Source organism: Streptosporangium sp. NPDC049248, from assembly GCF_040678965.1.
Classification (GTDB): Bacteria; Actinomycetota; Actinomycetes; order Streptosporangiales; family Streptosporangiaceae; genus Streptosporangium; species Streptosporangium fukuiense.
This window is the reverse complement of record NZ_JBFAQY010000007.1, coordinates 99,119-121,957: the sequence shown is the minus strand read 5'-3', so window position 1 is coordinate 121,957 and position 22,839 is coordinate 99,119. Positions and strand designations below refer to the sequence as shown.

General features: G+C 68.7%; 28 protein-coding genes and 1 pseudogene. 10 read left to right on the top strand and 19 right to left on the bottom strand.

What is annotated here, in order from left to right; all coding sequences use genetic code 11:
• Window positions 1–60: 60 nt before the first annotated feature.
• Together AB0K21_RS15980 and AB0K21_RS15975 are read right to left on the bottom strand one after the other, a co-directional pair.
• Window positions 61–435 (bottom strand): YciI family protein, encoded by a 375-nt coding sequence (locus tag AB0K21_RS15980; RefSeq protein ID WP_364150475.1) that lies wholly within the window; start codon window positions 433–435, stop codon window positions 61–63.
• 56 nt (window positions 436–491) lie between these two features.
• The gene (locus AB0K21_RS15975; protein WP_364150504.1) at window positions 492–1,184 is read right to left on the bottom strand and encodes a DUF998 domain-containing protein; all 693 of its coding nucleotides are present in this window, start codon (window positions 1,182–1,184) and stop codon (window positions 492–494) included.
• A 345-nt stretch (window positions 1,185–1,529) separates the two neighbouring features.
• Between AB0K21_RS15975 and AB0K21_RS15970 the strand changes: the two genes are divergently transcribed.
• Entirely contained in the window at window positions 1,530–2,576 is a 1,047-nt protein-coding gene (locus AB0K21_RS15970) for a histidine kinase (RefSeq protein ID WP_343982385.1), read from the top strand.
• Window positions 2,573–3,229 (top strand): response regulator transcription factor, encoded by a 657-nt coding sequence (locus AB0K21_RS15965; RefSeq protein ID WP_343982388.1) that lies wholly within the window; start codon window positions 2,573–2,575, stop codon window positions 3,227–3,229. The genes AB0K21_RS15970 and AB0K21_RS15965 overlap by 4 nt, the downstream gene beginning before the upstream one ends.
• Window positions 3,230–3,311: 82 nt before the next feature.
• Here the strand turns inward: AB0K21_RS15965 and AB0K21_RS15960 are convergent, their stop codons facing one another.
• Window positions 3,312–4,073: a DUF2306 domain-containing protein gene (locus AB0K21_RS15960; RefSeq protein WP_364150501.1), complete on the bottom strand. Its 762-nt coding sequence runs from the start codon at window positions 4,071–4,073 to the stop codon at window positions 3,312–3,314.
• Between the two features lie 147 nt (window positions 4,074–4,220).
• Between AB0K21_RS15960 and AB0K21_RS15955 the strand changes: the two genes are divergently transcribed.
• Entirely contained in the window at window positions 4,221–5,204 is a 984-nt protein-coding gene (locus AB0K21_RS15955) for an NAD(P)-dependent alcohol dehydrogenase (RefSeq protein ID WP_364150498.1), read from the top strand.
• Between the two features lie 169 nt (window positions 5,205–5,373).
• On the opposite strand, the gene AB0K21_RS15950 is transcribed toward AB0K21_RS15955, so the two are convergent.
• Complete coding sequence (locus tag AB0K21_RS15950) at window positions 5,374–5,859, bottom strand: hypothetical protein (RefSeq protein ID WP_364150495.1); 486 nt, start codon at window positions 5,857–5,859, stop codon at window positions 5,374–5,376.
• A 151-nt stretch (window positions 5,860–6,010) separates the two neighbouring features.
• Entirely contained in the window at window positions 6,011–6,472 is a 462-nt protein-coding gene (locus tag AB0K21_RS15945; protein WP_343982399.1) for a MarR family transcriptional regulator, read from the bottom strand.
• A gap of 87 nt (window positions 6,473–6,559) precedes the next feature.
• Here AB0K21_RS15945 and AB0K21_RS15940 point away from each other — a divergent pair, with 87 nt between their 5' ends.
• Window positions 6,560–7,426, top strand: coding sequence for an alpha/beta fold hydrolase (locus tag AB0K21_RS15940; protein WP_364150491.1), 867 nt, complete (start codon window positions 6,560–6,562; stop codon window positions 7,424–7,426).
• Window positions 7,427–7,509: 83 nt separating this feature from the next.
• Here the strand turns inward: AB0K21_RS15940 and AB0K21_RS15935 are convergent, their stop codons facing one another.
• The 3 genes from AB0K21_RS15935 to AB0K21_RS15925 form a co-directional block, all read right to left on the bottom strand.
• A complete protein-coding gene (locus AB0K21_RS15935; protein ID WP_343982405.1) occupies window positions 7,510–8,181 on the bottom strand; it encodes a hypothetical protein in 672 nt (223 codons plus the stop codon).
• Window positions 8,182–8,386: 205 nt separating this feature from the next.
• A complete protein-coding gene (locus tag AB0K21_RS15930) occupies window positions 8,387–9,307 on the bottom strand; it encodes an RNA polymerase sigma-70 factor (protein ID WP_343982408.1) in 921 nt (306 codons plus the stop codon).
• Window positions 9,304–10,509 (bottom strand): FAD-dependent oxidoreductase, encoded by a 1,206-nt coding sequence (locus AB0K21_RS15925; RefSeq protein WP_364150487.1) that lies wholly within the window; start codon window positions 10,507–10,509, stop codon window positions 9,304–9,306. The genes AB0K21_RS15930 and AB0K21_RS15925 overlap by 4 nt, the downstream gene beginning before the upstream one ends.
• A gap of 431 nt (window positions 10,510–10,940) precedes the next feature.
• Here AB0K21_RS15925 and AB0K21_RS15920 point away from each other — a divergent pair, with 431 nt between their 5' ends.
• Complete coding sequence (locus AB0K21_RS15920; protein ID WP_364150484.1) at window positions 10,941–11,303, top strand: metalloregulator ArsR/SmtB family transcription factor; 363 nt, start codon at window positions 10,941–10,943, stop codon at window positions 11,301–11,303.
• Complete coding sequence (locus AB0K21_RS15915) at window positions 11,300–11,797, top strand: SRPBCC family protein (protein WP_343983796.1); 498 nt, start codon at window positions 11,300–11,302, stop codon at window positions 11,795–11,797. The genes AB0K21_RS15920 and AB0K21_RS15915 overlap by 4 nt, the downstream gene beginning before the upstream one ends.
• Before the next feature lie 199 nt (window positions 11,798–11,996).
• On the opposite strand, the pseudogene AB0K21_RS15910 reads toward AB0K21_RS15915, so the two are convergent.
• A pseudogene (locus tag AB0K21_RS15910) lies at window positions 11,997–12,095 on the bottom strand (transposase); the annotation flags it as partial.
• A 73-nt stretch (window positions 12,096–12,168) separates the two neighbouring features.
• Window positions 12,169–12,831 carry a hypothetical protein gene (locus tag AB0K21_RS15905; protein ID WP_364150481.1) on the bottom strand — a complete coding sequence of 221 codons (663 nt, stop codon included), beginning with the start codon at window positions 12,829–12,831 and terminating at the stop codon, window positions 12,169–12,171.
• 62 nt (window positions 12,832–12,893) lie between these two features.
• Between AB0K21_RS15905 and AB0K21_RS15900 the strand changes: the two genes are divergently transcribed.
• The gene (locus AB0K21_RS15900; protein ID WP_364150478.1) at window positions 12,894–13,772 is read left to right on the top strand and encodes a MerR family transcriptional regulator; all 879 of its coding nucleotides are present in this window, start codon (window positions 12,894–12,896) and stop codon (window positions 13,770–13,772) included.
• Here AB0K21_RS15900 and AB0K21_RS15895 read toward each other — a convergent pair.
• The 5 genes from AB0K21_RS15895 to AB0K21_RS15875 form a co-directional block, all read right to left on the bottom strand.
• Window positions 13,697–14,071, bottom strand: a complete 375-nt coding sequence (locus AB0K21_RS15895; RefSeq protein WP_364150475.1) for a YciI family protein — start codon at window positions 14,069–14,071, stop codon at window positions 13,697–13,699. The genes AB0K21_RS15900 and AB0K21_RS15895 overlap by 76 nt on opposite strands.
• A gap of 56 nt (window positions 14,072–14,127) precedes the next feature.
• On the bottom strand, window positions 14,128–14,331 hold the full coding sequence (locus AB0K21_RS15890; protein ID WP_364150472.1) for a hypothetical protein: 204 nt from the start codon (window positions 14,329–14,331) through the stop codon (window positions 14,128–14,130).
• A 488-nt stretch (window positions 14,332–14,819) separates the two neighbouring features.
• A complete protein-coding gene (locus AB0K21_RS15885) occupies window positions 14,820–15,746 on the bottom strand; it encodes an AzlD domain-containing protein (protein WP_343981166.1) in 927 nt (308 codons plus the stop codon).
• Window positions 15,743–16,282 (bottom strand): sigma-70 family RNA polymerase sigma factor, encoded by a 540-nt coding sequence (locus tag AB0K21_RS15880; RefSeq protein WP_343981163.1) that lies wholly within the window; start codon window positions 16,280–16,282, stop codon window positions 15,743–15,745. The genes AB0K21_RS15885 and AB0K21_RS15880 overlap by 4 nt, the downstream gene beginning before the upstream one ends.
• 482 nt (window positions 16,283–16,764) lie before the next feature.
• On the bottom strand, window positions 16,765–17,307 hold the full coding sequence (locus tag AB0K21_RS15875) for a CGNR zinc finger domain-containing protein (RefSeq protein WP_343981160.1): 543 nt from the start codon (window positions 17,305–17,307) through the stop codon (window positions 16,765–16,767).
• Window positions 17,308–17,332: 25 nt separating this feature from the next.
• On the opposite strand from AB0K21_RS15875, the gene AB0K21_RS15870 reads away from it, so the two are divergent.
• The gene (locus tag AB0K21_RS15870; RefSeq protein ID WP_343981158.1) at window positions 17,333–17,521 is read left to right on the top strand and encodes a hypothetical protein; all 189 of its coding nucleotides are present in this window, start codon (window positions 17,333–17,335) and stop codon (window positions 17,519–17,521) included.
• 309 nt (window positions 17,522–17,830) lie between these two features.
• Here AB0K21_RS15870 and AB0K21_RS15865 read toward each other — a convergent pair whose 3' ends face one another.
• A complete protein-coding gene (locus tag AB0K21_RS15865; RefSeq protein WP_343981155.1) occupies window positions 17,831–18,037 on the bottom strand; it encodes a hypothetical protein in 207 nt (68 codons plus the stop codon).
• Window positions 18,038–18,067: 30 nt separating this feature from the next.
• Window positions 18,068–18,799: a L,D-transpeptidase gene (locus AB0K21_RS15860; RefSeq protein ID WP_343981152.1), complete on the bottom strand. Its 732-nt coding sequence runs from the start codon at window positions 18,797–18,799 to the stop codon at window positions 18,068–18,070.
• Between the two features lie 90 nt (window positions 18,800–18,889).
• Here AB0K21_RS15860 and AB0K21_RS15855 point away from each other — a divergent pair, with 90 nt between their 5' ends.
• A complete protein-coding gene (locus AB0K21_RS15855) occupies window positions 18,890–19,576 on the top strand; it encodes a response regulator transcription factor (RefSeq protein ID WP_343981149.1) in 687 nt (228 codons plus the stop codon).
• The gene (locus AB0K21_RS15850; protein ID WP_343981146.1) at window positions 19,573–21,348 is read left to right on the top strand and encodes an ATP-binding protein; all 1,776 of its coding nucleotides are present in this window, start codon (window positions 19,573–19,575) and stop codon (window positions 21,346–21,348) included. The genes AB0K21_RS15855 and AB0K21_RS15850 overlap by 4 nt, the downstream gene beginning before the upstream one ends.
• Window positions 21,349–21,552: 204 nt before the next feature.
• Here the strand turns inward: AB0K21_RS15850 and AB0K21_RS15845 are convergent, their stop codons facing one another.
• Complete coding sequence (locus tag AB0K21_RS15845) at window positions 21,553–21,909, bottom strand: hypothetical protein (RefSeq protein WP_343981143.1); 357 nt, start codon at window positions 21,907–21,909, stop codon at window positions 21,553–21,555.
• Window positions 21,906–22,376: a hypothetical protein gene (locus AB0K21_RS15840; RefSeq protein ID WP_343981140.1), complete on the bottom strand. Its 471-nt coding sequence runs from the start codon at window positions 22,374–22,376 to the stop codon at window positions 21,906–21,908. The genes AB0K21_RS15845 and AB0K21_RS15840 overlap by 4 nt, the downstream gene beginning before the upstream one ends.
• Window positions 22,377–22,839: the final 463 nt, after the last annotated feature.

Here is a 22,839-nt window from a genome sequence, read left to right as displayed (position 1 = left end):
CCCGGACGCGCGAACCCCCGGCCGGGGTTTCCGGCCGGGGGTTCGCGCACGGTGGTGAGATCAGGCGGGGGCGGCGAAGTCCTCGGGACCGAAGACGCGCAGCACGTCGGCCTCACCCTCCCACCCCGCCCAGTGATCCCGGTGGATCTTCAAGAAGCGGGAGGTCCACTCGACGGCCTCCTCCTTCGAGCGGACCTGGTAGAGCGCGTAGCTGATCAGCTCCTTCGCCTCGGCGAACGGGCCGTCGGTGACGCTCAGCCTGTCCCCGGTGATCGCGACCCGCGCGCCCTGCGCGCTCGGGGCAAGCCCGGCGGTGTCGAGCAACGCCCCGGCCGCGGTGGCCTCCCCGCCGAGCTTGGCGATGGCCTCCATCAACTCCGCCGGCGGCGGGGTGGCGGGCTGGCTGGTGACCTTGAGAATGATCATGTATCGCATCGGACGTCTCCTTCGATCTTGTTTTCTTGACGGTGTGGTGCGGAGGCCGGGTGTGCTCAGGCGTGCCGGGGGGCGGCGTGCCGGTACAGGTGCAGGGACAGGGCCGAGAGCCAGGCCCAGATGATCACGACCCCGGAGACGAAGACCAGGTTGGCCCACGGGGCACCCGCACCGGTCGCGATGGCGGCGAAGGCCGCGAGGAACAACCCGCCGGTGAGCCGGGAGTAAAGCGCCCACCCGGTACGGCCCGCGGCGGCGAACCTGCGGCCGATGACGAAACAGGTCACGATCACACACAGGAAACCTACTGCGCCGCAGGCGAAGTGGAGCATCCCGGACAGGCTCACCTCCCCGGGCCCCTCCGGCGTCCCCACCGGGAAGCCCATCGCCGGATCCGCCCGGAAGATTCCCGCGCCGATCAGGCTCACCCCGTACGTTCCGACGAGCCGGGGAGCCCAGGTCGCGCCGCGCCCACCGGCCAGGGCCCGGCCCAGGCCGACCGCGCAGGCGATGACCATCAGCCCGGTGACGACGAAGTCGGTGATCTGGATCCAGCCGAGGCCGCCGTTGGCCAGCAGGCTCCATGCGTGGCGGGAGAGGTCGAACCCCTCCCGGGTCAGCGCCTGGGTCAGGGACACCCCGACGTACAGCGGCCCGGCGATGATCCCGTAGCCCAGCAGCGACCTGGTGACACCGGTACGCGGGTCGCAGGTCACCGGGTGCGCGGCCCTCATCGTCTGCTGGGTCATGGCCGTTCTCCTCACGAGTCACGGGCCGGCTCTCGGGTGTTCCTCTCGGCCCTCTGACCACGCTTCGAACGGGACCGCCCCGATTCGACAGCCCGCTCAGATCTTTTTCAAGATCTTTTAGCACCACTGTACGGCGCGCGGTACGGCCGCGCCGCCACACGCGCTCCCACCTGCCGGGGCCGCGCGACGGTGAAATGCACCTCCCGTACTTTGAGCCGCCCCGAGCAGCGTGGACTTCCGTACCATGTTCATGTGCTCGCCCTTCTTCGCTCCGTATGGGACGAGCCCCGACCTCCCAACCCGCCGCCGCGGGCTTGGCGGGACTGGGCACTCGTGGGAGTACTCATGGCGGCCGCGGTGCTCGAAGGAGTCCTGCGGCCCGATCTTCCGTGGCGGGCCGTCTCGGTGACCGTCACCGTCGGGCTGACGCCCACGCTGTTGTGGCGCCGGACCAACCCGCTGCTGATGGTCGTGATCGCCTTCGCCGTCACGAGCCTGGCCCCGCTGCTGACGAACGGCGACCCCCTGGACGCGTACACGATGGTGTACGTGCTGGTCTTGCTGTACTCGTTGTTCCGGTGGGGTTCGGGACGCGAGGCCGCGATCGGTTTGGCGATCACGATGGTCGTGGTCTCCCTCTCGCTGCTCTCCGGCCGCCTCACCCTCGGCGACGCGGGCGGCGCGTTCGCCGTCACGTTCTCGGCCATCGCCCTGGGCGGGGCGCTCCGCTACCGTGCCGGGGCGAGAATGCGCGAGCTCGACCAGATCAAGCTGCTCGAACGCGAACGGCTGGCCCGCGACCTGCACGACACCGTCGCCCATCACATCTCGGCGATGGCGATCCGGGCACAGGCGGGCATCGCCACCTCGGCGTCGCGGCCGAACTCCGCGACCGAGGCGCTCCACGTGATCGAGGCCGAGGCGGCACAGGCCCTCGACGAGATGCGCGCCATGGTCCGCCTGCTGCGCCGGGACCAGCCCGCGGAGTCGGCTCCCGTCCGTCGCATCACCGACCTCGGACAGCTCGCGAGCCCGGGCCGCTCCGGCCCGTCCGTCGAGGTGGAGATCTCCGACGACATCGGTGAGCTTCCCCTGTCGATCGAGGCTGCGATCTACCGCATCGCCCAGGAGTCGGTCACCAACGCTCGACGGCACGCCCGTCACGCCACCCGCATCGAGGTTCGCGTCGCCGCCGACGACACATCGGTGCGCCTGCGGGTGAGTGACGACGGCGACGGCGGCCTGGTACGTTCGGCCGGGTCACCGGGATACGGGCTCATCGGCATGATCGAACGCGCCGACCTGCTGGGCGGCACCTGCGAAGCCGGCCCCGCCCCGGATCGAGGCTGGACCGTGACCGCCGTACTGCCCCGAACCGGAGCGGTGACATGAGCATCCGGGTGCTCGTCGCCGACGACCAGGAGATCGTCCGCACCGGGCTCACCATGATCCTCGACGCCCAGCCGGACATCGAGGTCGTCGGCGAAGCCGCCGACGGGTGGCGGGCCGTCCAGCTCGCGCGGCGCCTACGCCCTGACGTGTGCCTGTTCGACATCCGCATGCCCGGCCTCGACGGCATCGAAGCCACCCGCTCCCTCGCCGGGCCGGGCATCAAGGACCCCCTCGCCGTCGTCGTCATCACCACTTTCGACCTCGACGAGTACGTCTACGCCGCGCTGCGAGCCGGTGCCCGGGGTTTTCTGCTCAAGAACGCCGGAGCCGACCTGCTCTCCCAGGCCGTCCACGCCGCCGCGAACGGCGACGCGCTCATCGCCCCGAGCGTCACCGCACGACTGCTGGGAACCTTCGCCCGCACCGTGCCCGCCACGCCGCCGGTGCGCCCCATCGAGGCGCTCACGGCCCGGGAGGAACAGATCCTGGCCACCGTGGCACGTGGACGGACCAACAGCGAGATCGCCGACGAGCTGCACATCTCCCTCAGCACGGTGAAGTCCCACATCGCCAGCCTGCTGGCCAAGCTGGGCGCCCGCAACCGCGTCGAGATCGCCATGTGGGCCTACGAGACCAACCGGATCAGGAACTGATCGGCGAGATCCAGGGCTCCCGCGCCGTGACCGGCGACGGTGGCGGATCGGGGCCCGCCTGCCGTCTCCACGGAGTCCCCCGTCACCGGCCCGCGAAACCGCTCGCGAAAGTGCGGGGCGAACTGAGCGGCCGCCTACGGATGAACCACTCGGCCACCGCGAGGTTGATCACCCACCCGGCGCCCACCAGCAGGGCCCTGGGAAGCTCTCCGGGGGTGCCGGCGATCAGGAACCACGGCAGATGGGTCAGCGCCTGCGTGCCCGCCCCCTGCCCGATCGCGTAACCGCGGATCATCCATTCGCGGTGCCGGGCGATGTCCCGCCGTCGGATCGCGGCGAGGCCGAGGAGAATGGCCATGATCATGGCCGTACCGAACACGAGCCGGAAGCCGGCGAGGAGATCGCCGTCGCCGGCGGGGCGGGGATAGAACAGGGTCATCCACAGGCCGGTGGCCGCTGCGACGAGTCCGCACGGGCTCAGCAGCCGCCCGGCGGCGCGGTGCCAGCCGGGCCTCCGCCGGCGGAAACCCGGGGCGAACTGGAAGGCCCCCAGAACGCTGTACAGGCTGACGCACACGATATGCGCCACCACGGGCACGGGGGCCGCGAAGAACCGCGCGTTCTCCGGCGTGATCGCCGCACCACCCGCCAACTCGTCGAGGCGCACGGCGCCCGCGGCCATGGGAACGGCGCTGAGCAGGATCAGCGCGGTGGGCAGGAGCCACCCCGCCCTCGTGGCGGAGGTTGCGGGGGAGGTCCCCGCGCCGTTCCGGCCGTCTGCCGGGCGGCCGCTTCGCGGCGTCCCCGGGAGCGGGAGATGTCTCGTCGTGCGCTCGTCGGTCATGCCCCGATCATGACGATCGAGGCGACGCGGCTCATCGCCAGAACGGCCCGATTCGAACCAGCCGATCTTCCCCCAAACAGGCGTACTTTCGGCCGATGAGCCCTTCCCGCAGGACTTCTACATTGCTCCTCAACGAGAGGAGAAACCATGAAGGCGTTCGTTCTGCGGGCATACGGCTCACCTGACGTCCTGGACCTCACCGACGTCGACAAGCCCGTCCCCCGCGACGACGAGGTGCTGGTCCGGGTGCGGGCCACCTCCGTCAACCCGTACGACTGGCACAACATGAGAGGCGAGCCGTACATCGCGCGTCTGATGGGCGGCCTCGGAGCGCGCAGCCCGAAGCTCAAAATCCTGGGCGCCGACATGGCCGGGCAGGTCGAGGCGGTCGGCAAGGACGTGACGGGGTTCCGCCCTGGCGACGAGGTGTTCGCGGTGCTCGAACAGGGCGGCTTCGCCGAGTACGTGTGCGTCCGGGAATCCGAGCTGGCGCCGAAGCCGAAGAACCTGTCGTTCGAGCAGGCGGCGGCGGTACCGATGGCGGCCAACACCGCCCTGCTGGGCCTGCGCGACGACGGACGAATCCAGCCGGGGCAGAAGGTCCTCGTCAACGGGGCGTCGGGAGGAGTGGGCACGTTCGCCGTGCAGATCGCGCGAGCGTTCGGCGCGGAGGTCACCGGCGTCTGCAGCACGCGTAACGTCGACCTGGTCCGGTCGATCGGCGCGAAAGAGGTCATCGACTACACCAAGGAGGACTTCACCCGGAGTGGAGGGCACCACGACCTCCTGCTGGACATCGCGGGAAGCCGCTCGGCATGGGCGTGCCGGCGGGTGCTGCCCCCGCGGGGAACCCACGTCGTCGTCGGTGGGCAGGCCGGTCGATGGCTGCAACCCCTCGGTCACGTGTTCTCGGTGCTCGCGATGTCGCCGTTCGTGTCCCAGAGGATGGCCCTCACGGACGCGACCCGATGCACGGAGAACAAGCAGAACCTGATGACGCTGACCGAGCTCATCGAGGACGAAAAGATCACCCCGGTTATCGACCGGCAATACCCGTTCGAGGAGATCCCGGCGGCCATCGGATATCTGGAGGAGGGACACGCCCCGGGAAAGGTCGTCGTCACGGTTTGAGGCACCACCGGATCCGCCAGGCGCACGACGCCCGGCCGGGCCGATGTCCCGCCCGTGGAGGACCCCTTGACCACCCAAGGGGTCTCCGCGTCCGGTCACTTCTTCGACGCTCCGGTGATTCTGTTCGACCGGGCCGGTACGGCGGATCCGAGCGCCGACCGGCGAAGGCTCATCGGAGCCGCCACAGGCCCTCGTCCACGCGGACCTCTGGCAGGCCCGGCACCGGCGCCGTGGCCGCGTGGAGCACATACCGGTCGTCTTCCTCGTCCATCGCGACGCGAAGGCGGGTGCCGTCCGCGAGGATCACCGTCCACAGTCCCGGTGGTTCGGTGTCGCCGTACAGCACGTACGTATCGAAGTGGGCGGCGAATCGCTCGGCGAACTCCCGGCGGCCGACCCGCTCGGTCGGCCGGCCCTCGACGCCGACGTCAAAGCCCATCGCGAAGTGGCCGAAGACCTGCCGGTACCTGCAGAACACGGAGAACACCACGTCCTGCGGGATGTCCCGCGACCGCTCGGCGATCCGGTCGTCATGGCTCACGAACAACTCAGACTCGGCGATCCCGAAACAGTCCAGCAGGAATGTCCGCAGCCCGCTCTCCGGAACCAGGCAGAACGACAGACAGTCGTAGCCCGTGGCCGCTGTCTCCGTCACGACGCCACCCTAGGCGCCCACTCGACGAAGTGCCCCGAACAGCCGTGAGACCACCCGTAGGTCGTCCTGCCCCCGGCGGGCTCCCGGCGTGGGCCGCCCGGCTTGACGCCGTCGGCTACTTCGAAGTGCCCCCGAAGGGATGCCGCAGGTGCTACTCCCGGCCGGTGACAGCCTCGTGCACGCCGCTGAGAAAGCGCTCGACGGTCGCCTGGTCGGCGGCGTCGAACCGGCTCATGACGGCGACCACCTCGTTGATGAGCGGGCCGAAAAAGCTCCAGCCGAGCGCGACCGCGCTCTCATCCACTTTCAACAGCACACGCCGACGGTCTCGGGTGTCGCGTTCCCGGCGCACGTGACCGAGTCTTTCCAGACGGTCGATCACCGCCGTGGTACCCGCGGAGTTGAGGCCGAGATGCGCCCCCAGCACCCCCGGGGTGGCGGGCGCACCCGTGCGAGCGGCATCCAGGAGACAGATGAGCGCACGCACATCGGTCGGGTGGAGGGCGTGCCGGGCGGCGAATCTCTCCCCGACCCGGTCGAGCTCCATGGTGATGGCGCGCAGCAGGTGCACCACTCGCATCCCGGCGTCCTGCTCGTTCACGTCGTCCGCCACCTTCCTCCGTTCGTCGCCGCTGCCATATTATGGCAATATCTCGCTCAGCGAGACTCTTGCTTGGCGAGTTACCTGTTGAGGTGAGGCATGTCCGATGACGGCCACGGCGCGAACGCGGCCTTCCTCGCCGCCTATGACGCGGTCCTGGAGCGTTGGCCGGTCCAGGTCGAGCCGATCGACCTGCCGTCGGCATACGGAACGACGCGGGTGAACGCGTGCGGGCCCGCGGACGGCCCGCCGCTGATCCTGTTGCACGGCGGTGGCACCACCGCGGCGATGTGGTTCGCCAACGTCGCCGAGTTCGCACGCCGGCACCGGGTGTACGCCGTGGACCGCATCGGCGAGCCGGGACGGAGCGCCCGGGGCGAGCGGCCTCCTCGCAGCGTCCCCGACCTGCTCGGCTGGCTGGACGGGGTGCTCGACGGGCTCGGGGTCGGAAGCGCCGCCGTGTGCGGGCACTCCTACGGCGGGTGGGTCGCCCTGACCTACGGCCTCCACGCGCCCCAGCGGGTCCGGCGGCTCGTTCTCCTCGATCCGACGCAGTGCTTCGGAGGATTCCGGGTGGGATACCTGGCACGCGCGCTGCCGTCCCTCATCCGGCCGACGGCCTCGCGGGCGCGGGCCTTCCTGGCGTGGGAGACCGACGGCGCGGAAACCGACCCCGCCTGGCCGCGGCTGTACGGCCTGGCCGCGGAGTTCCCGGACACGAAGATCGTGACCGGGAAGCGGCCCGAACCCGGACTACTGCGCACACTCACCACGCCGACCCTTGTGCTCCTCGCCGGGCGCGGCAAGGCCCATCCCCCTCACCGCATCGCGGCCGCCGCCACACGCCTCCTGCCGAACGCGGAGACCGCGGTGCTGCCGGACCTCTCCCACCACGCGATGCCATGGCACCAGGCCTCCGACCTCAACGCCCGCGTCGTCGGCTTTCTCGACAGGACGGCGACGTGAGACCGAAGGTCCGTGCGCGAGGAGCACTCCCCCTGCCGCCCGAGGCGGCGTCCACCGATCCGCCTTTCACCCGGTGACAGGCGTCAGACCATTGCCGACTCCCCACCGGGATAGGCGAACGACGAGCGGGGCGAGTAGAAACCCCACACGATCTGCAGCGGCTCGGCGGGGCGGAGAGCGTAGACGGGGTGGCTCGGCTCCAGAAACTCCAGTGACACGATCTCGAACGGGTCGACCGGTTCCGCCACGAACGGATAGATCCCGCTGAGCCTCTGTCCGCCGACCTCCGTGATGTAGCGCAACTGGCCACGGTTGACCGCCGTACCGGTGTCACCGACCCGCGCGGTCGTGCGGATCACCGGCACACCGTCCGACTCGGTCGTCGCGACCAGTTCCCCGCCGCTGACCTCGATCGTGGTACGGCCCGCGGTGGCGGGCACACCTCGGGCGGCCGCGTACTCGCGCACCACCACGCTGGAGTTGAAGTAGTGCGTCCACCACCGGCCGGGGGTCACACCGTCGGGGGCGTAGGCGTCCTCCAGGTCCGGCCCGATGTAGGTGAGCGAGTACGCGCCGAAGCCCGAAGTCTGCTCAGGCCGGTCGACGACGTACTGATTCATGAAGACCTGGCGGTTGGCCATGGGCTCCAGACCATCGGGCACCAGGGCCGCGACGGCCTCGGGATCGGCCGGCACCCAGCCAAAGTAGATCATCCGGCTGTTGACGACGAGCTGGGGAGCCACAAGTTCGGACACGACTTCTCCCTGACCATCGACGGCATACAGCCGGAACATACGTTACGTACCCGCGGAGAACAACGATGGATACATGGCCCCCTCGATTTCTCGGAAACCGCGGGCATTCGCAAGCCCGACACCGATCCGCTCAAAGCAACTGCGCGTTCTGAGTTTCACAGTTCGACTCCCATCGATCGGCTGTCGGGGCGGACCCGGGCAGATCTCAGAGCGTGCCGACGTCGCGGATGATCCCCTCGGCGATGGCTTGGAGTTTGTCCGGGTTGGCGATGTTGTGGATGGTGGTGATGCGACCGTCGGCATCGAAGTCGAAGGTGACAGTGGCGATGACACGCCCCGGACCGCTGAACACCATGCCCGGCCCGCCATTGATCTCGACCAGTTCGGCGTTCATGTCGGCGGGCTCGACGCCCTGGTACGTGACCTTGCCGACGGCCGCGAACCAGGCGGCCACCGTCTGGGCGCCCACGACCGGACGCAGAGCCTGACGGACCTTGCCTCCCCCGTCGGTCCACAGCGTGATGTCCGGGGACAGCAGTTCCATGAGGGTGTTGATGTCGCCCCCGGTCGCGGCGGCGAGGAACCGCTCCGTGACGTCGCGCTGCCGCGACCGGTCGGCGGTGAAGCGCGGCCGCCGGGCCCGTACGTGCTCGCGAGCACGGTGCGCGGCCTGGCGCACCGCCGCCTCGGAACGCTCCACCGCCTGCGCGATCTCGGCATGACTGAAGTCGAAGACCTCCTTCAGCACGAACACCGCGCGCTCAAGCGGGCTCAAGGTTTCCAGCACCACCAACATCGCCGTCGACACCGACTCGGCGTTCGTGATGTCGTCGGCGGTGTCGCCGCTGGTGAGAATGGGCTCCGGCAGCCACGGTCCCACATAGGTCTCACGCTGGTACCGGGCCGAGCGCAGCCGCCGCAGAGCCAGATTCGACACGATCCGCGCCAGATAGGCCTTGGGGTCGGCCACCTGCGAACGGTCGTCGGCCGACCATTTGATCCAGGCGTCCTGAACCGCGTCCTCGGCGTCGGCCACGGTGCCGAGGACGCGATAGGCCACCGAGAACAGCAGGTTGCGATGCCGGTTGAACACCTGCTGGTCGTGATCCGGGGGCGTGTGGGTCACCGCACACCCCGGACGCGGGTGAACCGGCCGCCACGGGGCCAGAACGCGCCTGAGGCCGGCAGCCTCTTCATACGGCCGTAGGTCGGCCAGGGCGAAGCGGTCACCGTCTCCTTATACCGTGCCGCTATGCGGCCGGTCAGATACACCCGTCGGGGGCTGTCGTCGGGGTGGGTGAACTGGACGACCGCGTCGTGCCGTCCCAGGCTCACCGGCGTGTGGTAGTAGCCGAAGCGGAACGGCTTGGGCCGCTTGCCGTCCAGCGCGCGGACGATCGACACCGCGGCGTGCACACCGGTCGGCATGCCGCCCTGGCAGGTGCCGTGCATGACGCCGTAGCCCTGGCGGATCGCGGCCGCGTCGCCCACGGCGTAGACGTCCGGGTGCGACACCGACCGTAGCGCCGCGTCGGTGACGACGCGGCCGCGCTCGTCGACGGTCAGACCGGCGGCGGCCGCCAGCGGCGACACCCGCGTACCGCTCGTCCACAGGACGACATCGGCGGCGACGCTCTCCCCGCCCGCCAGTTCGATCGAGTCGGGCCGTACCCCCACCACCTCGATTCCGCTGCGCACCTGGACACCCAGGCGCGTGAGCGTGGCCCGCAGATACGCCTTCGGCCTGGGGCCCATGGCCGCGCCGGGTTCCCGCCGGCCCAGCAGCACGACGTTCAGCCCGGGGTGCCGCTCAGCGATCTCCGCGGCCGACTCGACGCCGGTCAACCCGCTGCCGCCGACCACGACCGTACCGCGGCCAAGCCGAGCCAGCCGCTCGGCCAGCACCTCGGCGTCCTGGGCACTGTCGAGGGTGTACGCGTGCTCCTCCACGCCCCGCACCGTCGTCGTGTCGGCCACGCCGCCCAGCCCGTACACCAGCGTGTCGTAGTGCAGCACCCGGTCGTCGTCGATCCGCACGATCCTCGCGTTCGCATCCATCGCCGTCACCCAGCCGCGCACGAACCGCGCCCCCGTGCCCTCCAGCAGCTTTGGGATGTTCATCTCGGCGACCTGCTGCCCGGTCGCCACGGTGTGCAGCCGCAACCGCTCGGTGAACCGCTCCTGCGGATTCACCAGGGTCACCCGCACGTCTTCGCGCCCCTTGGTCCGAGCCGCGAGCTGGATCGCCGCGGCCATGCCCGCGTACCCCGCCCCCAGGATCAGAACGCGGTGCGGGGCCGCCATACCGGTTTCACGCCGTGTGGTCATCGTTGCGCCTTTCGCTTGGTGCGGACAACCACGGGATACAAGCCACCCACCGATCCGTGACATGCGATCGGTGTGACGCGCGACACAGTCGCCTGGCCGGTGGCACTGCGGGATCAAACACCTCCTTCGGGTCACCCGGCTTGACGTCGGTGCCGCAGTAGCCGCCGGGGTTCTTGTAGAGGCCTGCTGGTGACACCGCTTCGCGTGGAAGTGGTCGCCGACGGGGCGATCTCGGTGGTGATGGTGCCGTAGCCCGAGTCGGTGAGGACCTTCTGGTGGTGTCACGCGAGGTCGGAGCGGCCTTCTCCTGCTCGGACGAGTGGAAGTACACCGCGTGCCGACGTCGTCGCCCTGGGCAGGGTCGCGCGCCTCCCGGAAGACAGGTGAAGCGGGTATCGCCCAAAGCGTAACCAACAGGTTACGCTTTACCGGTGGACGAGGTGGCGGGCGCGATCGCGGATCCCGTACGGCGGGAGATCCTGCTGATGCTGCGGAACGAACGCCTCACCGCAGGAGAGATCGCCGGACGCTTCACGATCAGCAGACCTGCGGTGAGCCGGCATCTTCGCGTCCTCCGAGAGAGCGGGCTGATTCACGACGAACTTGTCGGCCGACGGCGGTTCTACGTGCTTGACGCCGAGCGGTTGAGCGAACTCGCCGAATGGCTCGCCCTGTTCACCCGCCCCTCCGGTTGGGAACGTCGCCTCGACGCACTCGAGACAGAGGTCTATCGAACCCGCCGTGAGCGCCGGGAGCGCGACACGGCAGACCCGGGAAAGAGGAACACCGCATGAGTCCCACACCTACCGGTCGGCTGTTTCGCACCGGCACCGGAAGCGACCTGGTCCTCAGTCGCACGTTCCGCGCACCCGCCAAGGATGTGTGGGCCAGCATCACCGAATCAGACCGGACGGCCCTCTGGTTCGGGCCGTGGGAGGGCGAGGCGGCCCCCGGCCGGACAATCAAGGTGCAGATGGCGTTCGAAGAGCAGACGCCGTGGTGCGAAATGCGGATCGACGCATGCGACCCACCGCGACGACTGGCCCTGTCGACGACTGATGAGTCCGGGACCTGGCGGTTGGAGCTGTCGCTGTTGGAAACGGATGGTTCGACGGAATTACGGCTCGTGCACCATCTCGTCAGCGAAGAGGGCATCGGAGAGATCGGTCCCGGCTGGGAGTACTACCTGGACATGCTCGTGGCTGCACGCGAAGGCTCCCCCGGGCCCGACTTCACCGACTACCACCCTTCGATGAAAGGCTACTTCGACGAGTTGTCCACAAGCTGACACTCGACGGTGCCCGAGCGTGCCGTCGAGGGCCTGGACCCGCGTGCCTCCCCATACCGGGGCGATACGAACGGGCGAGGCTGCGATTTTCAGCGTGATCTGGCGTGGAACCTTGGGCGTTCACGCCCGGGAGGAAACGACAGCACGGCAGGGCCGCCAAGGCCGAACGGTGTGGGTGACCGGTAGGCCGCCGAGCGGCTCAGCCCGGGCGTCTCTGCTCTTCGATGTACTCCTTGATGATCGACAGGGGTGCGCCGCCGCAGGAGACGGCGAAGTACGACGGCGACCACACATGACCGCCCCGCAGGTGGCGGTCCCCTGATCAACTGTTCGTGCCGAGCACGAAGGACGTACAGGTTCACGGGCGCCGGTCACCCGTTACGCAGGTACCGCCAGCCCAGCGCCCCGTACCAGATCATGATCGGCAGGTGGAGGGCGTACCCGAGCTGTTCCAGCGCCACCGTCGGCCCATCGGTCCCGGTCGTCCACGGAAGCGCGACCGCGGCCGAACCCGAGATCGCGGCGACCGCACCGGCGATGCGGAGCCCGGTCGGCATCGGGACGCCGACCGCTGCGGCGGCGGTGGCGGCGACCCACAGCAGCCCGGCCAGGTTGACCGCCCACTTGGCGGTGAGCAGCACCGCCCAGGCCACGGTGGCGACCGCCGGGGCGGCGGGGTCGGCGGCCAGCTGGGTCAGCGCCAGGTTCCCGGCGTCATGAAGCAGGCCTGCCAGTCCGGCGGCGGCCAGCAGTCCGCCGGCCAGCGTCACCAGGTGCGGTCCGGGTGCCTGGGCGGAGCGAGCGGACATCACGAGCCCGGCCGCGGTCAGCGCCAGCCAGCCCAGCACGTCGAAGGCCAGCTCGGTCAGATGCAGCCCGAACCGCTCACCCACCGCGGCCAGCACAGCATCGGGGTCGGCTGAATTCAGGGTCAACCCCGATGGCACCACGATGGCCGCACCGGCGATCATGGCCACCAACGAGGTCAACAGCAGGACACCGACAAGCCGGGTCCGAGGGTTCGAATCGGTCATGGACGGTGACGGTAGGACCTTGCCGCAGGGACAAAGTCAACATGTCGGGGAGAGGAGCCGGGGTGTGGCGAATCGGGCAACTGGCGCGTATGGTCGGCGTATCCGAACGGACCCTGCGCCATTACGACAAGATCGGACTGCTGCCTCCTGCCGCGGTAGACGGCTCCACCGGCTATCGCCGGTACGGCGTGGCCGAGCTGGCACGGCTGGAACGCATCCGCGGCCTGCAACGCCTCGGCCTGCCGCTGCGCCAGATCGCCGATCTGCTGGACGCTCCCGAGGCACAGCTGCGACAGGCCCTGACCGAGATCGTGGCGGGCATCAAGCGTGACATCGCCGCTTTGGCCGCCACTGCGGCTCATGCCGAGGACCACCTCGCCACGCCGATGTCGATCCTGCCTCAGCAGACCGCGATGAGATCGCGCCGCCTACGCGTACGCCGCCTGCGTCTCGATCATCCATCCGAGCTCGCCGCCGTGTGCCCGGCACCGCCGGCGACCCTGCTGACCTGGCTGCGCGGGCAGCCGACCGGCGGGTTCACGGCGGCGGTGACCACCGATCGCGACGGCGAGCGACTCACCCTGCCCGCTCGCGCCGTCGTGCGAGCCGTCGTTCCGCCTTCCACAGACGTGGTCCGCGCCGGGCAGGACCTGTTCGGCTGGTTGCACCGCCACCACCTGGCCATCACCGGCCCTACCGTGGAAGAACACCTCCTCGACGCCGATGGTGCCCACGCCGTCGTCCTTGAAGTGTCCGTCCTGCGGGGGGAAGCTCACGTCACAGGGCGTCCGCTGCCGTCGCCACCACAGCCGATACCGCTCCCGGCCAGGAACCCTGGCCGGGAGCCGTACACGAGGCGATCAGATCAGGCGGGGGCGGCGAAGTCCTCGGGACCGAAGACGCGCAGCACGTCGGCCTCACCCTCCCACCCCGCCCAGTGATCCCGGTGGATCTTCAAGAAGCGGGAGGTCCACTCGACGGCCTCCTCCTTCGAGCGGACCTGGTAGAGCGCGTAGCTGATCAGCTCCTTCGCCTCGGCGAACGGGCCGTCGGTGACGCTCAGCCTGTCCCCGGTGATCGCGACCCGCGCGCCCTGCGCGCTCGGGGCCAGCCCGGCGGTGTCGAGCAACGCCCCGGCCGCGGTGGCCTCCCCGCCGAGCTTGGCGATGGCCTCCATCAACTCCGCCGGCGGCGGGGTGGCGGGCTGGCTGGTGACCTTGAGAATGATCATGTATCGCATCGGACGTCTCCTTCGATCTTGTTTTCTTGACGGTGTGGTGCGGAGGCCGGGTGTGCTCAGGCGTGCCGGGGGGCGGCGTGCCGGTACAGGTGCAGGGACAGGGCCGAGAGCCAGGCCCAGATGATCACGACCCCGGAGACGAAGACCAGGTTGGCCCACGGGGCACCCGCACCGGTCGCGACGGCGGCGAAGGCCGCGAGGAACAACCCGCCGATGAGACAGGTCACCGGGTGTGCGGCCCTCATCGTCTGCTGGGTCATGACCGTTCTCCTCACCAGTTCAGGGCCGGCTCTCGGGTGTTCCTCTCGGCCTTCTGACCACGCTTCGAACGAGACCACCCCGATTCGACAGCCCGCCCAAATCTTTTTCAAGATCTTTTAGCGCCGCTGCCCGGCGCTTCGCCATGGCCGGATCTGCAAGACATGTGTCCTTTAACCAACCTGAGGAAGAGGCCACCTAGTGCCGCATCAGGCAACGTTTGCCCTGTCGACGACGGCGCGTAGGCGCCGGTCGTCGGCATGGTGGTTACACCAGATGATGTAGCGGCGGATCATGCTGCCCTGTTCTTTGTGACCGGCACGGTCGGTGCCGTCCAGGGTGAAACAGCGCAGCGCGGTGAACTGGGCCTCGATCCGATTCAGCCAGGCTGAGCATCCGCACTTCAGGCTTACTGCTGGAGCGCTTCTATAAGCGCGGCTGTGCCCTCTGTGGACTGTTGAGGGCGCAGCCATGTAGGTGTGAAGGCCGCTCAGTGCGGATTGGCGGTGGGCTGGGGCGCGACGATGAGCCTTACCGCGTTCTTTTCATGGCCGCCCAATGCCTCGTGTACATACCAGGTGTCGGGAACGTCTTCCGCCTGGAGGGGGTGCTCGGTCACATCCAAGCCTGAACCGTCACGAGGGGAGGGCTCAGGAGGAGCCTTGTAGTAGTGCGAGACGGTGGCATGCCGCCGCTGAAGCATGATCCTGACTTCACCTACCGTCTTGTTCGCCAGCTTCATTCCTTCCAAGATCTCGCCACGAGCGGTCGGATCCCCCGTGATCTCATACCGTTCACCAAGCCGAGCGGCCCGCCCGAAGGTGACCTCGAAAGGGCTACGCAGACCGACAGGAATACTCACCCCGGCCAGACACCAAATCTTGCCGCAGTCGGTCCCTTCGATTTTCTTGATTCTGGGGCTTCTATTTCCATCCTTGATTTCGAATCCGTCGCTGTGGAACACCACCGTCCTTTGGGGAGACGAGACGGAGATCATCGCACCGACGAGGCTGGGTGACGCGGGTTCCGTCTTCAATTCGACGTTCAGGCCATGCGCCGCGAAGTCCTGCCGGTATCGCTCGGGATCGGCGTCCGGGTCCACGATCCTGACGTCGATGTAGTCACCGTTCCTGGTGAACGCCAACGCTTTGGCCGGCCCCAGAGTCATAGGACCGATTTCGTTGGGATGCATGATGATCGGCATGATGACCGCTGCTCCCACCAGGAGGGCCGTGACGGGAATGAGGGTGAGCCACCTCTGCCAGGACCAGCGTGGCTTGGTCTTTCGAGGTTCCCGTGCCGTGTCAGCGATAACGCTCTGGAGGGTGGCGGACAGCACCAGGGGGTCCGCTCGGACATGACTGGCGGGGTCATGCGTCTGGAGCGTGGTCATCAACTGCTTGAGAGTATTGGTCATACGGCATTCCCTTGACAGGAAGGCTGGCGAGTGGCGACGGATTGTGGTTCTTCTCCGAGCAAGCGCCGCAGCCGTTTGCGTACGCGATGCAGCCGCATAGCGGCTGTAGGCCGGGAGCAGCCCACCACCTTCGCAGCCCCGCGGAGGTCGAGTCCTTCCCAAGACATCAAGAGCACCAGTTCCCGATCGTCTTCGCTCAGGCTGTTCAGCGCGGCCAGCGCCGTTTGGCGGGCGACGACCGTGCTGGCGTGATCTGCTTCGGCACCGTGGTATTTCGGGCCCTCACCCAATGGACTGGCGAGTGCGTCTCGCCGGTTGTCTCGTCTGATCAGATTCAGCGTGAGATTCCGGGCGGTCGCATACAGCCAGGGCAGCGGTTGTTCTCGGGGGAGTCGCTTGTACTTCTCCCAGGCAATCTTGAACGTCTCGGCGGTTATGTCTGGAGCGTCCACAGGACCAACCCGCCGCCAGGCGTACCTCAGAACCGACTCGTAATGGTCCTGAAACATGCGGGTGAAGCTTTCTTCATCACTCACACGCCGCCTCCCCTCCACCGTTCCGGTGCGTGTTGTGTCATCTACCTGGTAGATGTCGCGCAGCCGTCAGGTATCACCCATCGATGACCAAACGCCCTACTGTGAGAGAGGTCTTAGCCACCTCCGCGCATGGCTCCGGGGAGGTCTGCGTGTACAGCTCGTAGCCGGTTTGGAGCACGCTTCACTTGTCTGGCTATCCGTCACGATGGTCAAGCGCATGGGCGGCGCCGGCCGCGATCGGCCGAAGAGCCGCAGCGCGGCCGGCGACCGCCCAACGCGCGGCGGGCCGCGGATCGGACCGTCCTTGACCCCGTAGTGATACTTGTCGCCGAAAACAGCTCTGGTCCAAGATCGACACCGGGCGATCAGGGGCCAGGATCTGGCTAAATCCGCAGTTCTACGCCTCGCCGGAGGTCAGGCCGACCGGGCACGAGACCCCGGTGCCACTGAGGCCCCGGTAGTCGGTGGCCGCCAGCAGAGGTTCACTGTCGATTCACCGGAGAAGGAGGAGCGTGCCGGGCCCGGTGCCGCCGTACCGCGTCCCGGTTGGCACAGCGCGGCGAGCAGTAGCGTTGCCGGCCGCTTCGCGAGACATCCGCGTAAACCAGCCCGCAGCCGTCGCGCGCGCAGCGCGCCAGCCGCGACATGCCGCGCCCCGTCAGATGCAGGGCGGTGCCCACCGCGACCAGCGCGCGCAGCACGCCGCCGAGCGACATGCCCGCGTCGCGATAGTGCAGGTGCCAGCCGGTTCCGGCGTGGTCGGTGACGCGGGGATACGCCGCTGAGGTGGCCAGCAGGTCGTTGAGCAGCGCGACCCGTGCGCGCTCGTCGCGGGTGTCGACGATCTCGCACCACTGCTCGGCCAGGTCGAGCGCGGCGGCCAGGTCCGCCTCCTCCGGGGGGCGGTCGATGGCGAGGCCGGCATCCGCGCACCGTTTCACCAGGTCGTCGAGGGACGCGGGCGGGAAGTTGGTCAGGTCCGCCATCAGGAGGACCGCGTCCGCTCCGTAAGGGTTGAGATGCACAATACCATTACAGCACGCTGGACCCATGAACGACCACGACGGACATGACTGGCACACCCGCTCCCGCCACCACACCAGCGAAGGGCTGGTGCGCTACCAGACCTGCCGCTGCGGCACCTGGCGGGTGCTGTGCGGGGCCCTTGACCCGCCCGCCGCGGCGGTGGTGGCGTGGAGCGCCCGGCGGAGCGCACCGTCCGACCGGGCGCGCCGCTGACCGGCGCATTCTTTTCGACCTGGCCGCGGACCCCCGGCAGTAGGAGCGATGCGTGGCGGGTGCGGGCCACTTCCAGCGCTGCCGGTGTGACTCCTCACAGATGTGTCCGCGCGGCGTCTCCTTGGTGGCTTCTGTCGGCCCCACGGGGCGCGTGGGCCGTACGTGCTCGGACCGGCCGGAGAACCGCGGCCGGGTACGCAGAGATGGCCTGGTCGCTGACGCGACCGTGGGCAGGAGAGGACCGCCATGAGCCCGCAGGCGCCGAGATGCGTCGCCGCAGGCCCCGGAAACTGCGGCGACGCTCCATGATCAGCCGGTGTAGGCCGGCTTGACGACGACGGCCTCCTTCGGGATCGGCCTCGGCTCCTCGACCGTGGGCCGGAGATCGGCCGGCCCCGAGGAGGGCGAAGGGGACGGCTCCTTGGGATTGGCCGCCGCCGTACCCGAAAAGCCGGTGAGGCTCGCGGCCAGAGCCAGCGCCGCGCTGAAGCCGATGAGCGTTGCTTTGATCTTCATATGGATTCCCCTGTTCATTCGGGTCGGGCCTCAGCCCTTGATGACGACCGGAGTGCCGATCGCCAGGTTCTTCGCCATCCACCTGATGTCGTCGTTGCCGACCCGGACGCAGCCGTGGCTGGCCCGTGTGCCGATGGCGGACGGCTTGTCCGTCCCGTGGACCGCCAGCTGGCCCGGGCCTCCGGCGAAGCTCTTCAGCACGGGCGAGAAGCCGCTCAGCCCGAAGGCGTAGGCGCCGTAGGCCCCACCGTCATCGACGGGTTTCACCAGCTCGGTGAAGAAATAGCGGCCTGGAGGCGTCGGCGTCCCCGCTTCGCCCGTCGCGACCTTGCCCGTCCTGACGGCCCGGTCGCCGTCGTAGACCGTGAACCTGAACGCCCCGCGATCGATCTCCACCCGGTGGGAGGTCTCCGCGAGTTTCACGTCGGTGGCCTTGATCCAGCCCTTGCTGCCGTTCGGCCGGATCGGCAGCAGCACCCGGAGCCACTCACCCTCGTCACGGTCCACCAGGAAGACCCGCGTCGCGCCGTAGTCGTTGGGGCTGGTGATCGTCCGCTGGGCCACCCCCTCCTTGTTCCGGTAGACCGTGATCCGGGACCCCTTGACGCTCGCGATCTTCGATCCGACGCTGCTCGCCGGCTCCGACCGCGCGCCACTGCTTGGAGGCTCAGGCCGTACGGCACCGCGCGCGCCGGCCGCACAGCCGGTCAGCAGGAGGACGAGCGTCGCCGCGGCAGCCGTACGGAGCAGGTTGGTTCTCACCCGCCGCAGCCTGGCGACAGAATGTGTGAAACCTGTTTGGTTGTCATGCAGATCCCATATGCGCCCCTGGCATGCGCATAGCCTCAGGTCATGTGCGCGTACGTACTGGTCGCCGAGGACGATCCCAAGCAGGCCGAACTGCTCAGGCGGTATCTGGAGCGGGAGGGCCATGAGGTCCTCGTCGTGCACGACGGGCGTTCCGCGATCGACGAGGCCCGACGGGCGGATCCCGGCCTCGTGGTGCTCGACGTGATGATGCCGAAGGTCGACGGGCTGGACGTCTGCCGGGTGCTGCGTGCCGAGTCCGACCTGCCGATCCTGATGCTGACCGCCAAGTCCACCGAGGATGACCTGCTGCTGGGGCTCGGCCTCGGCGCCGACGACTACGTGGCCAAGCCGTACAGCCCCCGTGAGCTGATGGCCCGGGTGCGGACGCTGCTGCGCCGTACCGGCAAGTCCCAGGACGCCGATCGGCGGCTGTTCCAGGCGGGCGATCTCGTCGTGGACCCGGTCAGGCACACCGTCACCGTGGCGGGCACGCCGGTGGAGTGTACGCTCGCGGAGTTCCGGATCATCGAGACGCTGGCCGCCGAGCCGGAGCGGGTGTTCACCAGGAAGCAGCTGCTGGAGCGCGTCCACGGCTTCGACAGGTTCATCACCGAACGCACGGTCGACGTGCACGTGATGAATCTGCGCAAGAAGATCGAGCTTGATCCGCGCCGCCCGGTCCGGCTGTTGACCGTGTACGGCGTCGGCTACAAACTGACCCACGCATGAGGTCGCTGTTCGTCAGGCTGCTCACGAGTTCGGCTGTCGTGGCGGTCTGCTCGATCACCGCGACGGCGTGGCTGGCCGCCAGCAGCACCTCCGGCGCCATCCAGCGCGAGCAGGGTCAGACGCTGGCCAGCGACGCTCAGATCAACAACAACCTGCTCGGCTACGCCTCCCGCCATCCGGACTGGTCGGGCGTCGCCGTCACCGTGCGCGATCTCGCCGCCCGTCACAGCCGTCGCATCGCGCTGACCACCGAGAAGGGCACCCTCATCGCGGACTCGGCGACCGCCGGGACCCCACTGCCCGCCAGGGTGTCGGCCGTCGTCGACCCGCTGGCCGTGGACGTGACCCTGGTGCCCGGGGCGGCCAGGGACCGGATCGATCCACGCGCGGTGGGTCCTTTCCTGTTGTCCGCCTCCGATCGCGCCCGGCTGGTCAAGGCCGCCGGCACCTATGCCACCTGCGCCGGCCGTACCGGGCAGGCCGTACAGATGACCGTCTCGAACACCGGCCGGCCCGTCGTGACGACGACCGGCAAGGAAGCCGACCAGGAGCCGCACCCGGTGCCGCGCGAGGCCCCCATGGTGATGGACGTCTGCGACGCCACCACCTTCAGCACGCCGACGCGCACCGAGAAGGCCGCGTTGAAACAGCTCAACCTCCTGGTCGGCAGGTGCCTCAAGGGCAAGAGCACGGAACGGGGCTCGGTCGGCCTCGACTTCGCCTGGGTCTCCAGAAAGAAGCAGCCTCCTGGCGCGGAACCCGATCAGACGATCTCGTCCTGCGTCGTCACCGCCCGCAAGGAGCAACTCGATCCCTACGTCGCCCCCGCGGCCTACCTGTACATCGGCTCCCCCGCCGAGGCCACCGGCCAGCGCATCCCGCTCCCCTCGATCGCCGGCGCAGCCCTCCTCGTGCTCGTGCTGACCGTGGGCGTGAGCGTCATGGCGGCCCGGCGCCTGGTCAGGCCTGTCAACGCGCTCACCCACGCCGCGCGACGGATGCGTGACGGGGACGGCTCCGCCCGCGTCACGGTCAGGACGACCGGCGAGATCAGCGAGCTCGCCACGGCGTTCAACGAGATGTCGGAACACCTTCAGCGCATGGAGGAGCAGCGCAAGGCCATGGTCAGCGACGTCTCCCACGAGTTGCGGACCCCGTTGAGCAACCTCAGGGGGTGGCTGGAGGCGGCCCAGGACGGCGTCGCCGAGCTGGACCCGGCGCTGATCGCCTCGCTGGTCGAGGAGATCCTGCTGTTGCAGCACATCGTCGACGACCTTCAGGAGCTCGCCCTCGCCGACGCGGGCAAACTCCGTCTGCACGTCGAACCCGTTCACCTCGGCGACCTTCTCGACCAGGTGGCCACCGCTCACCGAGGCCGGGCCGAAGCCGCGGGGCTCACACTGACCACCGCCATCATCGACGACCCCTCGCTGACCGCGGATCCGGTACGGCTCCGCCAGGCCGTCGGCAACCTGGTCACCAACTCCCTGCGCTACACGCCACGCGGCGGGCACATCACGCTGGACGCCCGCCAGGATGGCGAGCGGGTCGTCATCGAGGTGACCGACACGGGGGTCGGAATCCGGGCCGAGCACCTCCCCCACGTCTTCGACAGGTTCTGGCGGGCTGAGAAGTCCCGCAACCGGCGGACCGGGGGCAGCGGGCTCGGGCTCGCCATCGTGCGCAACCTGGCCGAGGCGCACGGCGGCACAGCCACGGCCACCAGCGTGCCAGGCGTCCGCACGACGTTCACCCTGCGCCTTCCGTCGTAGCGAGGCCCGAGAAGGACACCGGAAGCGAACACCTGAGCGATCAAGGGTCAGGATCTGACCATCGGCGCAGGTCCACGCCTCACCGAACGTCAGACCCACCGAGCACACGACCCCGGTGCCATCGATACCGCGGTGGCCGTCGAGGTTCAGGAGGCTGCCGTGGTCTGGATGAGAGAGCACCTGGTCGGGTTCCCGCCTCCGGTTTCAGCCGTCGGTGTCTTTCGGGTGACGAGGTGAGGCGTAGACGACCCAGACAGTGCGAGTGGCGTCATCAATGGCATAGCGGACGCGTCCGCCGCTGGTGACCTCGAATTCCCATTGTTCCAGGTTCTGGCCGTTATGACGATGAGTCGCGAGATCGCCGCGTAGGCGATGTTGACGCTCATGATCTGCCCGTGAGCGTGGATCGGCTCGCAGTGCCTCGAAACATCGGCGTGTGTTGCCCAGGGCGTGACGGCACAACTCCTCCCAGCCCTTGACCGCATCACCGGTACCGAACCGGATATCCCATTCGTCATCCGAAGGCGGGACCGTGACCCGGTCACCACGCTTCGGACTCACGCTGAGACCTCTACCGGTCCGAAGTCGCCACCTGTGGCCTTGCGGGCCTGGGCGTAGTGCGCTGGGTCGGCCTTGATCCGAGCGGTCGCCCGCCAGCCCGCGATGACCTCCTGCGTGGTGACATCGACATCAAGTTCCGCGGCGTCGGAGAGCGCCTCCACCAGTTCGAGCGTGAAGGCACGCAGTTCGGCGGAGGTGAGGTGGCGGACCCAGGGGAAGACCTCGGGCATGGCGATGACCAGCGTGCGGGCGGTCGGATCGTGCTTGATGAGGGCTAGGAACAGACGGGATGCCGTGGCCAGTGTCTGCCCGCGCTGATCCTCACGGTCGGCGGCGGTCAGGTAGAAGTCCGGGGCATCGCGGTGGGTGACACGTACCCGACCGAGGCGTGCGGCGCGTTCGGCGACGGCTCGGGGGTTTCTCGACAGGTCCGAGAAGGTGACGGCGTCGGCGTTGCTGGTGCTCACCCTGCCATCGTAAGTCAGAACACATTCTGAAGTTGGCGAACCAGGGAAGGAGCCTCACACGATCGCCTGGTAGTAAGCAGGCCAGATCGAGCGGCCAAACGACTCTCAGCACAAAAACGGCCGCCATGAATCGCACAGAAGCCCTGAATCAGTTCCCAGCTCGATGAAGGAGCAATGGCGAAGCCCCGCGGACGGACACGGCTCACGACTACGGCTCACCCCGGAAGCCGGGCGCGAGCCGTACCGGTGAAGCCGGCGCTACTCCTCGGTCGGGACCAGGCCCGTCTGGCAGGCGGCCCACTCGGACGGGTCACCCAGCTTGACGTTGGTGCTCCCGATGTCGCGGTGACCACCAGGGTTCGGGAGGCTGCCGCGGCCCGGAACAAGGGATCACCTGATCGGCTCCCCGCCTTGCGGTCGCCCGCCAGCCCGCGATGACTTCCTGCGTGGTGACATCGACATC

Coding starts and splice junctions, on each gene's coding strand:
- AB0K21_RS15980 (WP_364150475.1), bottom strand. CDS start 435: ATGCGATACATGATCATTCTCAAGGTCACCAGCCAGCCCGCCACCCCG.
- AB0K21_RS15975 (WP_364150504.1), bottom strand. CDS start 1,184: ATGACCCAGCAGACGATGAGGGCCGCGCACCCGGTGACCTGCGACCCG.
- AB0K21_RS15970 (WP_343982385.1), top strand. CDS start 1,530: ATGGCGGCCGCGGTGCTCGAAGGAGTCCTGCGGCCCGATCTTCCGTGG.
- AB0K21_RS15965 (WP_343982388.1), top strand. CDS start 2,573: ATGAGCATCCGGGTGCTCGTCGCCGACGACCAGGAGATCGTCCGCACC.
- AB0K21_RS15960 (WP_364150501.1), bottom strand. CDS start 4,073: ATGACCGACGAGCGCACGACGAGACATCTCCCGCTCCCGGGGACGCCG.
- AB0K21_RS15955 (WP_364150498.1), top strand. CDS start 4,221: ATGAAGGCGTTCGTTCTGCGGGCATACGGCTCACCTGACGTCCTGGAC.
- AB0K21_RS15940 (WP_364150491.1), top strand. CDS start 6,560: ATGTCCGATGACGGCCACGGCGCGAACGCGGCCTTCCTCGCCGCCTAT.
- AB0K21_RS15925 (WP_364150487.1), bottom strand. CDS start 10,509: ATGACCACACGGCGTGAAACCGGTATGGCGGCCCCGCACCGCGTTCTG.
- AB0K21_RS15915 (WP_343983796.1), top strand. CDS start 11,300: ATGAGTCCCACACCTACCGGTCGGCTGTTTCGCACCGGCACCGGAAGC.
- AB0K21_RS15905 (WP_364150481.1), bottom strand. CDS start 12,831: ATGACCGATTCGAACCCTCGGACCCGGCTTGTCGGTGTCCTGCTGTTG.
- AB0K21_RS15895 (WP_364150475.1), bottom strand. CDS start 14,071: ATGCGATACATGATCATTCTCAAGGTCACCAGCCAGCCCGCCACCCCG.
- AB0K21_RS15890 (WP_364150472.1), bottom strand. CDS start 14,331: ATGACCCAGCAGACGATGAGGGCCGCACACCCGGTGACCTGTCTCATC.
- AB0K21_RS15885 (WP_343981166.1), bottom strand. CDS start 15,746: ATGACCAATACTCTCAAGCAGTTGATGACCACGCTCCAGACGCATGAC.
- AB0K21_RS15870 (WP_343981158.1), top strand. CDS start 17,333: ATGAACGACCACGACGGACATGACTGGCACACCCGCTCCCGCCACCAC.
- AB0K21_RS15865 (WP_343981155.1), bottom strand. CDS start 18,037: ATGAAGATCAAAGCAACGCTCATCGGCTTCAGCGCGGCGCTGGCTCTG.
- AB0K21_RS15855 (WP_343981149.1), top strand. CDS start 18,890: ATGTGCGCGTACGTACTGGTCGCCGAGGACGATCCCAAGCAGGCCGAA.
- AB0K21_RS15850 (WP_343981146.1), top strand. CDS start 19,573: ATGAGGTCGCTGTTCGTCAGGCTGCTCACGAGTTCGGCTGTCGTGGCG.